This is a genomic window from Kaistia terrae (assembly GCF_026344005.1).
Taxonomy (GTDB): Bacteria; Pseudomonadota; Alphaproteobacteria; order Rhizobiales; family Kaistiaceae; genus Kaistia; species Kaistia terrae.
In genome coordinates this window covers 53717-67730 of sequence record NZ_JAPKNH010000001.1, presented here as the reverse complement: position 1 = coordinate 67730, position 14014 = coordinate 53717, and the positions used below count along the sequence as shown (strand labels likewise).

Here is a 14014-nt window from a genome sequence, read left to right as displayed (position 1 = left end):
GGTGAAACGGTCAGATCAGCGATAGACGCCGTTGACGGTGAGCGACGGCAGATCGCCGCCAACCCACTTCTCGTAGAGCTCGGCGTAACGGCCGGTGCGAACCTGCTGGTTGATGAACAGGTTGAGGAAGTTGATCAGGCCGTATTCTTCGCGGTTGGTGAAAAGCGCGACATAGTCGATGTCGAAGGGCGCCTTGCCGACCACGGCGATGCCGGGAAACTTGCCGGTCTTCACATTGGCCTGGGCGACCGTCGAGGTCGAAACCGTGGCGTCGAGCTGGCCCTGGCTCAGGGCAAGGAAGACGTCAGCCTGTGTCTGGTAAGGACGGAACTCGCCGCCGCCCCATGCCTTGACCTGCTTCTCAAGCGCGATGGCTTCGAATGTGCCGGCGGTCGCACCGACGACCTTGCCCTTCATGTCCTCGAACGACTTGATGCCCGTCTTCTCGTTGGCGGTCACGGCCATTTCGAAGGCGAAATAGGGGATCGTCATCCCGACCGTCCTGGCGCGCTCCAGCGTGTCGGAGGTCGAAGCGACACCGACATCGACGCGACCGGACATCAGAGCCGGAATACGTTCGGGAAAGGGTGTCTCGACGATTTCGGCCGTGACGCCGAGCGCCTTGGCAAGATCGTTGCAGTAATCGACATCAAAACCGACCGGATTGTTGCTGGCATCGCGCGAACCCATGGGCGGGAAGTCGAGCACGACGGCGCAACGCAGTGTTCCCGAACCAACGATGTCATCCAGTTTGTCAGCCTGAGCTGTGCTGACCATTGTAATGGCGGCCATAAGGCCGAATGCAGCAGTGGTGATCCTCATCTGACACTCTTTCCCTATCTTGGTCCGTGTTTCTCACGGTACGACCCCACTATTGCGGATTTCAGCATCAAATCAACCAGAAAATACACTATGTATACAGTACGATCACGCCGATCCCGCCTAACCTTCCGCAAATGTTCACGAAATTGGAGAGTCGGGGGCACCGTCGACACGCCAGCCAAAGCCGGTTTGGCACATCTGGCGCTCCCCCCGCGGCAAGGCGTCCAGATCCGATTTGGCGGCCCCCGATTTCGGCGGCCCCGCCCTGGGGCTGGCGGGCAAAAGCATTCGATTGAACTTTCCGACCGTTTGTATACTTTTTGTATTCTATCTATCGGCTCGCGGTGCGTGTCGGTACGCATGGCCAGGAAGGGCAGGAAATGACAGACAGTCGCCGTTTGACGATTCAGGAACTGAACGACCGCGTGGAGGCGATCTTCCGCAAGGCTGGCTTGAATGCGGTACAGGCAGGCGCCGTGGCGCGGGTGATCGTGGCCGGCGAACGGGACGCCTGCAAATCGCACGGCATCTATCGGATCGAGGGCGCCTTGCGGACGATGAAGGCCGGCAAGGTACGGCCGGACGCCGTGCCGGAACTGCTGGTGCAGGAAGCATCTGCGATCGTGAAGGTGAATGCGAAGGGCGGCTTCGCCAATTCGGCTTTCGAACTCGGGCTGCCCCACGTGATCGAGCGCGCCCGCGCCTATGGGCTGGCCGCGCTCGTGATCAATGACTGCACCCATTTCTCGGCGCTCTGGCCCGAGGTCGAGGCCCTGACGGAGCACGGACTGGCCGGCATCGTCATGTGTCCAAGCTATTCGTCCGTGGCGCCGATGGGCGGCAACAAGCCCTTGCTTGGCACCAACCCCTTCGCCTTTGGCTGGCCGCGCCGGGACAAGCCGCCCTACGTCTTCGACTTTGCGACCTCCGTCGCCGCGCGCGGCGAAATCGAGCTGCATCGACGGGCCGGCAAGCCACTGCCCGAAGGATGGGCGATCGACGCGGCGGGGCAGCCGACGACCAACCCCGATGCCGCGCTCGCCGGCGCCATGCTGCCGTTCGGCGGCCACAAGGGCTCGGCGATCGGCACGATGATCGAACTGCTCGCAGGCATCATGATCGGCGACTTGACCAGCCCGGAAGCCCTCGAAGCCTTGGGCAGCACGACTCTGGTCCCCCCGCATGGCGAACTCATCCTCGCCTTCTCGCCGGAGAAGTTCGCTGCCGGACGCCCCGGCGATCCCTTCGCCCGCGCCGAAACCCTGTTCGAGGCGATCGTCGGGCAAGGGGCCAGGCTGCCCTCGCAGCGACGCTTCGAGGCGCGCGCGAAGTCAGAAGCGGAAGACATTTTGCTCACCGCATCCGAGTTCGAGCAACTCGACAGGCTGCTGGCGCTCGGCCTCGACGCCGTCGCATAAAGTCCCGCTCGTCATCCGCCGAAATGAAAAAGGCCCCGCTCATCGCGGGGCCTCTTTTTGTTCGTTGTCGTTAAAGCGCGATCAGGCCGCATACTTCTGGACGGCGCCGGGAAGCTTGCTCCACTCGGCATACCATGTGCTGAAGAGCTTCAGCTGCGCTTCGACATAGTTGCGCTGGCTGTCCGACAGAACGTCATCCTCGTTGAAGTTCAGCGTGAATTCCTTGTCGCCCTTCAGCACCAGCATGTACTTGAAGTAGAGGACCAGCTCCGGGCCCTCGTCGAACGAGGACAGCACGGCCAGAGCCTGCTCGAGTTCCAGCGCACGCTGGCGCGCGTCGACATCACCGGTAGCCGCCGCCTGCGCCAGCTTGCACAGGTGAATGACTTCCTTCGGCAGGACGTTGCCGATGCCGGTGATCGCGCCGGTCGCGCCGCAATTGACGAAGCCATGGAACACGGCCGTATCAACGCCGGCCATCAGCGAGACACCATCATCACGGCTGGTGATGTTTTCCGCCGCATAGCGCATGTCGTCCGGGCCGCCGAATTCCTTGAAGCCGACGAGATTGGGATGTTCGGCGCGCAGGGCGAAGAACAGGTCGGCGCGGGTGGCAAAGCCATAATAGGGGCTGTTGTAGATCACGGCCGGCAGGTCGGGCGCAGCGGCAAGAATCGCTTTGAAATGCGCCTTCTGGGCCGCGACGACCGAGGCGCGAGAGAGCACGCGCGGGATCACCATCAAGCCCTTCGCGCCAACCTTCTGGGCGTGGGCCGCAAGGGCGACGGCGGATGCCGAATTGACCGCACCGGTCCCGACGATGACCGGGATGCCGGCGCCGACCAGGCGCTCGACGCCTTCCATGCGCTGGGCGTTCGTCAGCAGCGGCCAATCACCCATCGAACCGCAATAGACGACGGCCGACATGCCGGCGGCGATCAGTTCCTTGGCCTTGCGGACGAGCCCGTCGAAATCCGGGCTACGGTCGTCCTTGCATGGAGTCATCAACGCGGGAATGACACCGGAAAAAATTTGGGCCTTCATATCGGACTCCTCTGCTTTGCCGATCGGAATGGCAGGATCGCAGCCCTACGAAGGCATCGAACCTACCGTCGACGCCCCTTATATCGCGTTGTATACTGTTTGTCGACAAAAAATCCACAACGCCTAAAGCGCGATCTCCAGACGGCGCTCGCTGATCAGGAGGCTCCGGATCTGATCGACGATCTGGTTGGCATGGGCCCTTGCCAATTGCTCCGCGGTATCCGCGTCCCGCGCGACGATCGCGTCGATCATGGCTTCGTGCTCATCGACGAAACGCTGCGGCAGCCGATCCTCATAGGACTGATAGTAGAGACGCAGGAAACGGCGCCCCTCATCGAGGATGCGGTTGAACAGGGCGAGGAAATACGGATTGCGCCCGGCCTCGGCGATGGCCGAATGGAAGGCGGCATTGGTCGCGATCATTGCGAGGGCATCCTGCGCCTGCACCGCCGCCGCGAACGCCGCCTGGTGGCCGCGGATCGCCGCCAGATCCGACTCGCGATGGTTCTCCGCCGCCAACCTCGTCGTTGCGCGGTACATCAATACCATGGCGTCGAAATAGGGCGAGACGTTGAGATAATCGATGTTCGACACCATGGTCGAGCGATTGGGAAGGGTTTGGATCAGCCCCTCCCCCGCGAGCCGCACCAGGGCCTCCCGGATCGGGGTCCGGGACATGTTGAACCGTTCCGCGAGCTGGACCTCATCGATCGGACTGCCGGGAGAAAGGACGAGATCAAGGATCTCGTCGCGCAGCAGATCGTAAACCATTTTCACGCCCGAACCGCGCTTGCGCTCCGTGGATCGGCTGACCTCTGGCTTTTTCGTCATCTCAACATCCCTCTTGTCGACAAGAGGGATACTGTTGCACGGCTTGGCGAGCAACCTTTTCACGCAAAATCCGGCATCCGTTGGCAGGCAAGGGCTCGGCGCCGGTCAAGGACAACGCGTTTCCGCCTTCGATCTCCCCTGGAGCAACCGTGGATAGCCTGGGTGTGTTGCGCCGGTACCCTCGACGGCAAGGTTGGGCCAATGCCACAATACGCTGCGTCATACGCAATCATACGGGGAATACGATGAAGAAGACCTATGAGAAGCCGGCACTCGTGAAGGCCGCCTTGCTGCAGCAGGCTGCCGCAGCAACGCTGACCATCAGCGGCATCCCGGTCCCGCCAACCTGAACCTTACCTCCGCCGGCGGGCCTGGCCTGCCGGCGGAAACCAGGCTTCTCGGACTCCCAGCCGGGTCCAACAAACGAAAAAGGCGGCCCACTGGGCCGCCTTTTCCAAATCGTACTGCAGAGCCGATCAGAACTTGTAGTTCAGGCCGGCCTTGATGACGTTGCTGGTCAGGTCGACGTCGGCATTGGCAAACAGGAAGTTGTAGTCCTGCGAGCCGAGGTCGACGTAGTTATACTCGATCAGGCCAGTGAGGTTCTGGGTGAAGGCGTATTCGGCGCCGACGCCAGCCGTCCAACCGGTGTGCCACTGCGAATCCTGCAGCGAGAGGCCACCGCCGACGGGGAGTTCAAACTTGGACTGGCCGTAAGCGACACCGCCCTTGCCGTAGACAAGCAGGTTATCGAAGGCATAGCCGATGCGAGCCGTCGTGCTACCGAGCCATTCGAGCTTCTGCTCGACTTCGCCCGCGCCGATGTCGCCGAGCGATACCTTTGCCGAGGTGTAGGCGAAGTCGGTCTGGAGGCCGACGACGATGTTGTCGAACTGCCAGTTGTAGCCAGCCTGGACGCCACCGAGGAAGCCGGTGTTGTTGTCGCTGAAGTCCGGGCCGAGGTTCTGCGGCGAGCTGAACTCGAAATCGGTGATCGCTGCGCCGGCATGCACGCCGAGGTAGAAGCCGGTCCAGTTGAAGGCAGCCGGAGCCGCAGCGACGGGAGCAGCCTCATAGGTCAGATCAGCAGCCTGGGCGCCGACGACGCCGAGCGCCAGGACCGAAGCGGAAGCCAGTGCGAAAAGACGAATGTTCACGGGGAACTCCATATGAATTGCTAAGGCAGTTCTAGCAGAGGTCCGACGGAAATACCGTTGCTCAGGGGACACACCAATAGCGCGAACGGAGAGACTGAGCGCTCGTCAGCACGGCGGAGCCGCGGAGGTCCGCCGTCACCGCCGGAGGCCCAAAACGAAAAAAGGCGGCCCGATGGGCCGCCTTTTCCAAATCGTGCCTTGGAGCCGATTAGAACTTGTAGTTCAGGCCGGCCTTGATGACGTTGGTCGTCAGGTCCGCGCTGGCAGCGTTATTGCCTGCGAAGCTGTAATCCTGCGAGCCGAGGTCGACGTAGTTGTACTCGAGCAGGCCGGTGATGTTCTGGGTGAAGGCGTATTCAGCGCCGACGCCAGCGGTCCAGCCGACATGCCACTGCGAATCGTCGCCGAAGCCGACGGTCTCGATCTTCGACTGACCGTAAGCGACACCGCCCTTGCCGTAGACGAGCAGGTTGTCGAACGCATAACCGACGCGAGCGGTCGTGCTGCCGAGCCAGTTCAGCTTGTTCTCGGCGCCGACAAAGTCGTCCGAGATCTTGGCCGAGGTGTAGGCGAAGTCGGTCTGGGCGCCGATAACGATGTTGTCGAACTGCCAGTTGTAGCCAGCCTGGACGCCACCGATGAAGCCGGTGTTGTCGTCGCTCGGCTGGTAGCCGCCGTAGTTGTAGTCGCCATCGAACAGCGCGGCGCCGGCGTGCACGCCGAGGTAGAAGCCGGTCCAGTTGAAGGCAGCCGGTGCTGCCTCGACGACGGGAGCGGGTTCGTAGGTCAGGTCAGCTGCCTGGGCGCCGACGACGCCGAGAGCCAGGACCGAAGCGGAAGCCAGTGCGAAAAGACGAATGTTCACGGGGGAACTCCATATCAAATGCTATGGGACTCTTAGCAGACGTCCGGATGAAATACCGTGGCTCGAACGACACACCCGAAGTCTGAATCGGAGCGTCCGCTCATCGGGACGGCAAAACCTCAGCCCCCCTCTTCGTCGGAGCCCGAAACGAAAAAGGCGACCCGACGGGCCGCCTTCTCCAAACCGTACTTCGAAGCCGATTAGAACTTGTAGTTCAGGCCGGCCTTGATGACGTTGGTCGTCAGGTCTGCGCTGACGAAATCATCGAAGTAATCCTGCGAGCCGAGGTCGACGTAGTTGTACTCGAGAAGGCCGGTGAGGTTCTGGGTGAAGGCGTATTCAGCGCCGACGCCAGCGGTCCAACCGACATGCCACTGCGAGTCGTTGGCGAAGTCGATATCGTCGATCTTGGACTGGCCGTAAGCGACACCGCCCTTGCCGTAGACGAGGAAGTTGTCGAAGGCGTAGCCGATGCGAGCCGTCGTGCTGCCGAGCCACTCAAGCTTGTTCTCGGCGGGGATCGCGTCGTCCGAAAGCTTGGCCGAGGTGTAGGCGAAGTCCGTCTGCGCACCGATGACGATGTTGTCGAACTGCCAGTTGTAGCCGGCCTGGACGCCACCGATGAAGCCGGTGTTGTCATCGCTGAAGCCGAAGCCGTCAAAGCTGTAGTCGCCATCAACCAGCGCAGCGCCGGCATGGACGCCGAGATAGAAGCCGGTCCAGTTGAAGACGGCCGGCGCCGCCTCGACGACGGGAGCGGGCTCGTAGGTCAGGTCGGCTGCCTGGGCGCCGACAACGCCGAGCGCCAGGACCGAAGCGGAAGCCAATGCGAAAAGACGAAGGTTCACGGGGGGAACTCCATATCTATTGTTGCAAAGACCCTAGCAGAAGCCCTGCTGGAATACCGTTGCCCCTACGACACACACCGCGCCCGAACATCGGCGCGGCAAACCGCCGAGCTCCGCCGTTTCCGTCAAAGTCCCAAACGAAAAAGGCGACCCAATGGGCCGCCTTCTCCAACTCGTGCTCTAGAGCCGATTAGAACTTGTAGTTCAGGCCGGCCTTGATGACGTTGGTCGTCAGGTCTGCGCTGACGGCGTCGTTAAAGTAATCCTGCGAGCCGAGGTCAACGTAGTTGTACTCGAGCAGGCCGGTGATGTTCTGGGTGAAGGCGTATTCAGCGCCGACGCCAGCGGTCCAACCAACGTGCCACTGCGAGTCGTTCACGGACAGGACAGCGTCGTCGATCTTGGACTGGCCGTAAGCGACACCGCCCTTGCCGTAGACGAGGAAGTTGTCGAAGGCATAACCGACGCGAGCGGTCGTGCTGCCGAGCCACTCAAGCTTGTTCTCGGCGCCGAACGCGTCGTCCGAGATCTTGGCCGAGGTGTAGGCGAAGTCGGTCTGGGCGCCGATGACGATGTTGTCGAACTGCCAGTTGTAACCAGCCTGGACGCCACCGATGAAGCCGGTGTTGTCACCGCTGAAGCCGCCGAAGTCGACGTCATTGTAGTCGCCATCGAGCAGCGCTGCGCCAGCGTGGACGCCGAGGTAGAAGCCGGTCCAGTTGAAGGCAGCCGGGGCAGCTTCGACGATCGGAGCGGGAGCGGGCTCGTAGGTGAGATCAGCAGCCTGGGCAGCGGTAACGCCGAGGGCGAGGGCCGAAGCCGAGATCAGGGTAGCAAGGCGAAGAGCGTTCATTTGGGGGGAACTCCATTTCGAATATGTTAAGCGACGTATATCACAGTCAATCCAGATTACTGTTGTGCATTGGACACAGCCTCAGCTTGAATCGACATGACCGACGCGGAACCCGGATCGACAACGCCAAAACGGCAGATTCGTTGCCGGGAGCGGCACCCTAGGAAGGAATGCGTCGATAAATACGGCAGAAATGTAAGGAAATCCGTCCATTTTGTGGCGAAAATGAGAAGCCGGGATTTCTGCCCAAACAGAGCTTTCTCGGCCAAAGTCCACCGAGAGCATCCAGCACACGGCATTTTCGCCAATGAGGATATATTGGAAGCCAACCATACTTACTCTGAAGAATACAAAACGAAAACTTTAGCGCCCAAGTTTTTCGGATCGAATGCATGGATCGCCCCGCTGCCGATCCTGCCCTCATGGCCCGGCACCGATCGGCGCGCCGCATGACGGATCTCGCCGTCTATGCCGGTCTTTTCCTGGCCGCCCTCGCCGCCGCGACCATCCTGCCGATGCAATCGGAGGCCGCGCTGGTCGGCCTTCTCCTGGCGGATTATTCGCCCTTCTGGCTGGTGCTGGTGGCTAGCATCGGCAATGTGCTGGGCTCGGTGATCAACTGGTATCTGGGACGCGGGATCGCGCAATTCCAATCCCGGCGCTGGTTTCCCGTCGGTCCGGACGGGCTGGCGCGGGCGGAAGGCTGGTATCGCCGCTATGGCAAGTGGTCGCTGCTGCTAAGCTGGATGCCGATCGTGGGCGACCCGCTGACGGTCATCGCCGGCGTCCTGCGCGAGCCGATGCCGGTGTTCCTGGCCCTGGTGACGACAGCCAAGGTGGGGCGCTATCTCGTGCTCGCCGCCATCACGCTGAATTGGGCGGGATAGCGCTTCGGCCGCCCGCCCCGCTTGCTGGCCATGCGCCATGAGGCCTGGCCAGAAAGCACCGCTTCGCATCGTGGTAAACAAGATCTTAACGATGGATGGATCCAAAGCCCGGATCACGCATTGGGAAAGGCAGGAGGTGCTTTTCCATGCCAACTCACTCGCATAACGCAGCCTTAAGCCCGTCCCATACAATCGGACGCGTTTCGTATGGCTATCTGCCGGATGGGGTCATGACAGACGTTGCCAATGGCACGTCCGCCCTCGCGGCGCTACGCCACTGGCGCAGCCTGACCTGCTGGGAACTCTCGGAACAGTCCGGCGTCGACCTGATCATCATCATGCTGGCCGAACGCGGCAGCGACCTGATGCCCGAGGAACGCGCCGCCATCGCCGCCGTGCTCAACGTCGACGAAGAGCTGATCGGCTGATTTTCTTCAAGCGAACCGATACCCGTTTCGCTTGAAGACGCTTTAGCGCAGCCAGCGGCTGCTGGCGGCAACGCCGACCAGCAACACAGCCACAATGAGGAATGCCACCGACAGGCTGGTGACCTGCGCGACGAATCCGATCGCCGCCGGGCCCACCAGAATGCCGGCGTAGCCAAGCGTGGTGACGGCCGGGATCGCGATATGCTCCGGCATCACCTTCTGCCGCCCAATCGCGCTGTAGAGCACAGGAACGACGTTGGAGCAGCCGGCGCCCACGAGCGCATATCCCAGCAATGACGCCTCCCAGAACGGCACCAGCGTCGCGATGGCGAGGCCGATCGCCGCGCAAAGGCCGCCGAAGACGACAATGCGATTTTGCCCGACGACGCGGACGATCCGGTCGCCCGTCAAGCGACCGATGGTCATGGTGATGGCGAAGGCCGTGTAGGCAAGCCCGGCATGGCTCGGATCGACGCCGCGCACGGAGCTGAGGAACACGGCGCTCCAGTCGAGCACCGCGCCTTCCGTCAGGAAGACGATGAAGCACAGCGCACCGATGAACAGCACGATGCCATGCGGCACGGCAAAGGCCGGACCGCTGCCCTGGCTGGCATAGGGCAGCAGGTTCGGCGCGGCGAAGGCCAGCGCCGCCGCGACCACCGCGACAACGACCAGAGCCGCCGCGAAGGGCGAGGCACCGAGGGCCAGCATGGCGCTGACGCCGCCCGCCCCCGCTATGCCGCCGACGCTGAACAGCCCATGGAAGCCGGACATCATCGTGCGGCCGCTGGCGCGCTCGACGATCACCGCCTGGATATTGACGACGCAATCGACCAGGCCGACGCCCGCGCCGAACAAGAGCAGCGCCGGGATTAGCAGGCCGAAGCTGGAAACGCTGGCGAGCAAAGGCAGCGCGATGCACAGCATCGTCGCGCCGGCAACGATCATGCGACGGCAGCCGAAGCGGGCCGCGAGAGCGCCCGACAGCGGCATGGAAACGAGCGAGCCGGCCCCGAGGCAGAGCAGCAGCAATCCCAACATGCCATCGTCCAGCCCGGCGCGCGCCTTGGCGAAGGGCACCAGCGGCGCCCAGGCGGCCATGCCGAAACCGGCGATGAAAAAGGCAACTCGCGTCGAGAGTTGTTCGCCAGCGCCGGGAGCCGAGGCTGCAATCGTTTCGGAAGAAGACATCCAGAAGACCTGTGAATCTCGATTGTCGGTTTTGCTCGGAAGCGGCGGTCGGCGGCGCGAGGCGCCATGTCGCCGCTCTCGATGAAGAGTGGACGCCCACGTTGAAGATACGGGCGACCCGGTCAAGCCCCAACGCCGAACGAAGCGGAAAATCGCAGCGAAATTGCGGTTTTCGGGTGGATTCAAAAAAACTCCGAAAAAATCGTCGAACCGCGTGAACCTTTTCCCGTCTCGCCGCGACCAATGGTCATCGGGGCCGCAAAGGGCAGTCCCAAAGGTTCCAGAGGGAGAAACAAGATGACCATTCTCAAGACGATCCGCACCACCGCCACCGTCGCAGCGCTGGCAATCGCAACGTTCTCCGTCGCCTCGCTCGCCACGACGAGCAGCGCCAATGCCGGCCCCGGCTTCGGCGGACCTGGCGGCTTCAGCGGCGGCCATGGCGGGCATGGTGGTGGCCATGGCGGCGGTCACGGCGGCGGCCACGGCGGACATGGTGGGCACGGCGGCCATGGTGGTCATGGCGGCTGGGGCGGCCCGCGCTGGGGCGGCGGCATCTACATCGGCATCCCCGCTTTCGTCGGCGCCAGCCAGGAATGCTACAAGGTCCGCAAGCGTGTCTTCGTCCCCGGCGTCGGCCGGGTCTGGAAGCGGGTCGTGGTCTGCGAGTGATCGCAGCGATGCTCGGATCAAGCCAGGCGGCGACGGGCGCCAATCCCGCCTCCGCCTGGCAACCGCCACGAGAGTTGACCGGGGCGCGGCAACCCGCCACCCTCCCCGGTCAGATGGCGGGATGGACGGGGCCTCCAATGCTCGGCAGCCAAGACGAACAGCACCTGGCCCGGATCGCCAAGGGCGACCAGGCCGCGATGCGGGCTTTGTTCACCGCGCATAACATGCGCGTCCATCGGTTCGTCTTGCGGCTCGTCCGGCGCGAGGATATCGCGGAAGACATCGTCACCGAGGTCTTTCTCGACGTCTGGCGTCAGGCGGCCCGGTTCGAGGGCCGCGCCAGCGTCACCACCTGGCTTTTGTCGATCGCCCGCTTCAAGGCCTATTCGGCACTGCGGCGGCGCACCGAAGCCCCGCTCGACGACGAATTCGCCGAGACGATCGAGGACCAGGACGATACGCCGGAAGTCACGCTGCAAAAGTCCGACAAGGCCGGTGTCCTGCGGGCCTGCATCGACAGGCTTTCGCGCGAGCACCGCGAGGTGATCGACCTCGTCTACTACCAGGAACAGTCGATCGAGGACGTCAGCCGCATTGTCGGCATACCGGAAAATACGGTGAAGACCCGCGTGTTCCATGCCCGCAAGCGGCTTTCGGAACTCTGCCGGGAAGCCGGACTGGATAGAGGGTGGCCATGATGACGAAGCCAGACACGGACGAGCCCGGACGCATCGAGGCACTGCTACCCTGGTACGCCACCGGCAAACTTTCAGCCGAAGAGGCAATCGAGGTCGAGGCGGCGCTCGCTGCCGACCCGCTCTTGCGCGCGCATCTGAAACGGATCGAAGGCGAGCGGATCGCGGCGATCGAGAGCGCCGAAGCCTTGCCCCTGCCCTCGTCGCGCATGGCCGAAAAGCTGTTCGCCGAGATCGGCAAAACCGCGCCTTCCACCCGTCCGTCCTTCCTCGCCGGCCTGTTCGGCAGGCTTGGGGAGCAGATCGCCGCTCTATCCCCGTCGCAGCTCGGATTGTCCGCTGCCGCCGCCGCCCTCGTCATGCTCGTGCTTGGCGGCGCGCTCGGTGGGCTGGTGGCCGACCGTGGGTTAACGGAAGGCTACCAAACCGCCTCCGGACCGGGGGCTGTTAACCCCGCCGGCGCCGTCCTGCTGATCGCCTTCCAGCCGGAGGCAAAAGCGGCCCAGATCGAGCAAACCATCGCCTCGGTAGGCGGGTCCATCATCGACGGCCCCCGCGCCGGCGGCCTGTTCAAGCTCAGGATCGGCGAGGCAAGCATGAGCGAGGCCGACCGCAAGGCGGTCATCGAAAAGCTCGCCGCCGCGAAAGACATCGTGAAGCTGGTCATAGCGGCTCCGTAGGCATCGGTTCACAACAGCCCATCTGCCATTCCTGCGACTGCCCCTCGGGAGGCTGCCATGAGCATGCATCGGATCGGACTTTTGGCGCTCGCCCTGGCGACGCTGGCCGCAGCACCCATCCCGCAAGTCCTTGCAGCAGAACGTATTCTTGTCGCGCAAAGCGCCGCGAACGACGAGGAAGACTGGCGACGGCAGAGACGACCCAAGCAACCGGGTCAGGACCGCCCCGACCGACCGCGCCGCCCGGATTTCGGCCCGGTCATCCAGTTCATCCCGACAATGGTCTATCCGGCGGGCGAGCGCGAGGTCGCGCCGCCGCCCGGCTACGAGCGCCCGGAAACCCGCCGCCCCCGGCCGCAAGCGGCAACTAAGACGAAGACCAGCAAGCCGAAAGCCGCCCAGCAGCGTGTCACCAAGCCCAAGACAATAAAGGCAAAAACGCCCGCGCCAAAGCGGACTCCACCGATCCCGCAAGCGGTTGCCGGCACCTATGTCGAAGGCGAAGTACTGTTCGCGGCGCCATCTCCAGAGATCACCGACACCATCCTGAAGCGTTACCGCCTGACCCGGCTGGAGACGGCCGAACTGGCGCTGACCGGCACGACCGTCGTCCGTGCGCGTGTCGCCAAGGGCGGCAATTCGGTCGCAACCTTGCGCGCGCTGCGTGCCGAAAAATCATTGATTTCCAGCGAGTTGAACCACCTGTACGCCTTGCAGACCGATGAGACGAAGGCCGCCGCTGGCGACCTCGCCGCTGTGCAATATGCCCCCGCCAAGATGCGTCTGGATGAGGCGCATGCGCTTGCCGATGGCAGCGCGGTGCTGGTCGCGGTGATCGATTCCGGCGTTGACGGCAGCCACCCCGAACTGGCCGGCACCCTCGACCCGGCCAGCCGCACGACGACCGTTGGCCCGCACGGCACGGCGATCGCCGGTGTCATCGCCGCGCACCAGCGCCTGACCAGCGTATCGCCAAAAGTGAGGATTCTGGCCTTCGACAGCTTCCTCGGACCCGAGGGGAGCGCTGCACGAGGCTCGACGCTCGACATATTGAAAAGCCTCGACAAAGCGGCGAGCGCGGGGGCGCGCATCGTCAATCTGAGTTTTGCTGGTCCCAGCGACGTGCTCTTGGCCGCCGGCCTCACCGCCGCCCGTGAAAAAGGCATGGTCCTGATCGCGGCGGCCGGCAATGGCGGCCCAAAAGCCGCGCCCGCTTACCCGGCCGCGCACCCCGCGGTCATCGCGGTGACGGCGACCGACCCGGCCGACGCCATCTATAAATCGGCCAATCGCGGCGCCTATGTCGCGCTTTCGGCCCCCGGCGTCGACATTCTGACGGCAGCCCCCGGCGCGACCTATGCCCAGTTCTCCGGCACCTCTTTCGCGGCGGCGCAGGTAACCGGTGTCGCAGCCCTCCTCCTCCAGCGCGCACCGCAGCTTTCGCCCGATGCGGTTCGCTCCATCCTGACCCGATCGGCCCGCGACCTCGGCAAGCCCGGCCGCGACGACATTTTTGGCGCGGGACTCGTCGATGCGGCGGCGGCGCTTTTGGCAGTCTCCGAGGCAACAGCCAGTGCCGCGCTGCAGTAGCTATCTCGTTGAAAACAAGCCTTTCTCTCCGTC

The 14014-nt window shown here is 63.4% G+C and carries 16 protein-coding genes; 8 read left to right on the top strand and 8 right to left on the bottom strand.

Annotated elements, in window-relative coordinates:
- Positions 1–15 precede the first annotated feature (15 nt).
- Complete coding sequence (locus OSH12_RS00350; RefSeq protein ID WP_266341515.1) at positions 16–822, bottom strand: ABC transporter substrate-binding protein; 807 nt, start codon at positions 820–822, stop codon at positions 16–18.
- Between the two features lie 380 nt (positions 823–1202).
- Here OSH12_RS00350 and OSH12_RS00345 point away from each other — a divergent pair, with 380 nt between their 5' ends.
- Positions 1203–2240 carry an Ldh family oxidoreductase gene (locus OSH12_RS00345; protein ID WP_266341514.1) on the top strand — a complete coding sequence of 346 codons (1038 nt, stop codon included), beginning with the start codon at positions 1203–1205 and terminating at the stop codon, positions 2238–2240.
- An 81-nt stretch (positions 2241–2321) separates the two neighbouring features.
- Here OSH12_RS00345 and OSH12_RS00340 read toward each other — a convergent pair whose 3' ends face one another.
- The 6 genes from OSH12_RS00340 to OSH12_RS00315 all read right to left on the bottom strand — a co-directional run bounded on the left by OSH12_RS00340 (position 2322) and on the right by OSH12_RS00315 (position 7838).
- The gene (locus tag OSH12_RS00340) at positions 2322–3284 is read right to left on the bottom strand and encodes a dihydrodipicolinate synthase family protein (RefSeq protein ID WP_266341513.1); all 963 of its coding nucleotides are present in this window, start codon (positions 3282–3284) and stop codon (positions 2322–2324) included.
- Positions 3285–3407: 123 nt separating this feature from the next.
- Positions 3408–4115 (bottom strand): GntR family transcriptional regulator, encoded by a 708-nt coding sequence (locus tag OSH12_RS00335; RefSeq protein ID WP_266342410.1) that lies wholly within the window; start codon positions 4113–4115, stop codon positions 3408–3410.
- 476 nt (positions 4116–4591) lie between these two features.
- Positions 4592–5272 carry an outer membrane protein gene (locus OSH12_RS00330; protein ID WP_266341512.1) on the bottom strand — a complete coding sequence of 227 codons (681 nt, stop codon included), beginning with the start codon at positions 5270–5272 and terminating at the stop codon, positions 4592–4594.
- Between the two features lie 208 nt (positions 5273–5480).
- Positions 5481–6137, bottom strand: a complete 657-nt coding sequence (locus tag OSH12_RS00325) for an outer membrane protein (protein WP_266341511.1) — start codon at positions 6135–6137, stop codon at positions 5481–5483.
- A gap of 200 nt (positions 6138–6337) precedes the next feature.
- Positions 6338–6985 carry an outer membrane protein gene (locus OSH12_RS00320; protein WP_266341510.1) on the bottom strand — a complete coding sequence of 216 codons (648 nt, stop codon included), beginning with the start codon at positions 6983–6985 and terminating at the stop codon, positions 6338–6340.
- A gap of 190 nt (positions 6986–7175) precedes the next feature.
- Positions 7176–7838: an outer membrane protein gene (locus OSH12_RS00315; protein ID WP_266341509.1), complete on the bottom strand. Its 663-nt coding sequence runs from the start codon at positions 7836–7838 to the stop codon at positions 7176–7178.
- Positions 7839–7934: 96 nt separating this feature from the next.
- On the opposite strand from OSH12_RS00315, the gene OSH12_RS00310 reads away from it, so the two are divergent.
- The 3 genes from OSH12_RS00310 to OSH12_RS00300 all read left to right on the top strand — a co-directional run bounded on the left by OSH12_RS00310 (position 7935) and on the right by OSH12_RS00300 (position 9153).
- Positions 7935–8291 carry a hypothetical protein gene (locus tag OSH12_RS00310; protein ID WP_266341508.1) on the top strand — a complete coding sequence of 119 codons (357 nt, stop codon included), beginning with the start codon at positions 7935–7937 and terminating at the stop codon, positions 8289–8291.
- Positions 8288–8725, top strand: coding sequence for a YqaA family protein (locus OSH12_RS00305; RefSeq protein ID WP_266341507.1), 438 nt, complete (start codon positions 8288–8290; stop codon positions 8723–8725). The genes OSH12_RS00310 and OSH12_RS00305 overlap by 4 nt, the downstream gene beginning before the upstream one ends.
- A gap of 230 nt (positions 8726–8955) precedes the next feature.
- Entirely contained in the window at positions 8956–9153 is a 198-nt protein-coding gene (locus OSH12_RS00300) for a hypothetical protein (protein WP_266341506.1), read from the top strand.
- A gap of 42 nt (positions 9154–9195) precedes the next feature.
- On the opposite strand, the gene OSH12_RS00295 is transcribed toward OSH12_RS00300, so the two are convergent.
- Entirely contained in the window at positions 9196–10344 is a 1149-nt protein-coding gene (locus tag OSH12_RS00295) for an MFS transporter (protein ID WP_266341505.1), read from the bottom strand.
- Positions 10345–10641: 297 nt separating this feature from the next.
- Here OSH12_RS00295 and OSH12_RS00290 point away from each other — a divergent pair, with 297 nt between their 5' ends.
- From OSH12_RS00290 to OSH12_RS00275, 4 genes are all read left to right on the top strand, one after another.
- On the top strand, positions 10642–11016 hold the full coding sequence (locus tag OSH12_RS00290) for a hypothetical protein (protein ID WP_266341504.1): 375 nt from the start codon (positions 10642–10644) through the stop codon (positions 11014–11016).
- Between the two features lie 137 nt (positions 11017–11153).
- Positions 11154–11714, top strand: a complete 561-nt coding sequence (locus OSH12_RS00285; RefSeq protein ID WP_266341503.1) for a sigma-70 family RNA polymerase sigma factor — start codon at positions 11154–11156, stop codon at positions 11712–11714.
- Positions 11711–12391, top strand: coding sequence for a hypothetical protein (locus OSH12_RS00280; protein ID WP_266341502.1), 681 nt, complete (start codon positions 11711–11713; stop codon positions 12389–12391). The genes OSH12_RS00285 and OSH12_RS00280 overlap by 4 nt, the downstream gene beginning before the upstream one ends.
- A gap of 57 nt (positions 12392–12448) precedes the next feature.
- Complete coding sequence (locus OSH12_RS00275) at positions 12449–13981, top strand: S8 family peptidase (protein ID WP_266341501.1); 1533 nt, start codon at positions 12449–12451, stop codon at positions 13979–13981.
- Positions 13982–14014: the final 33 nt, after the last annotated feature.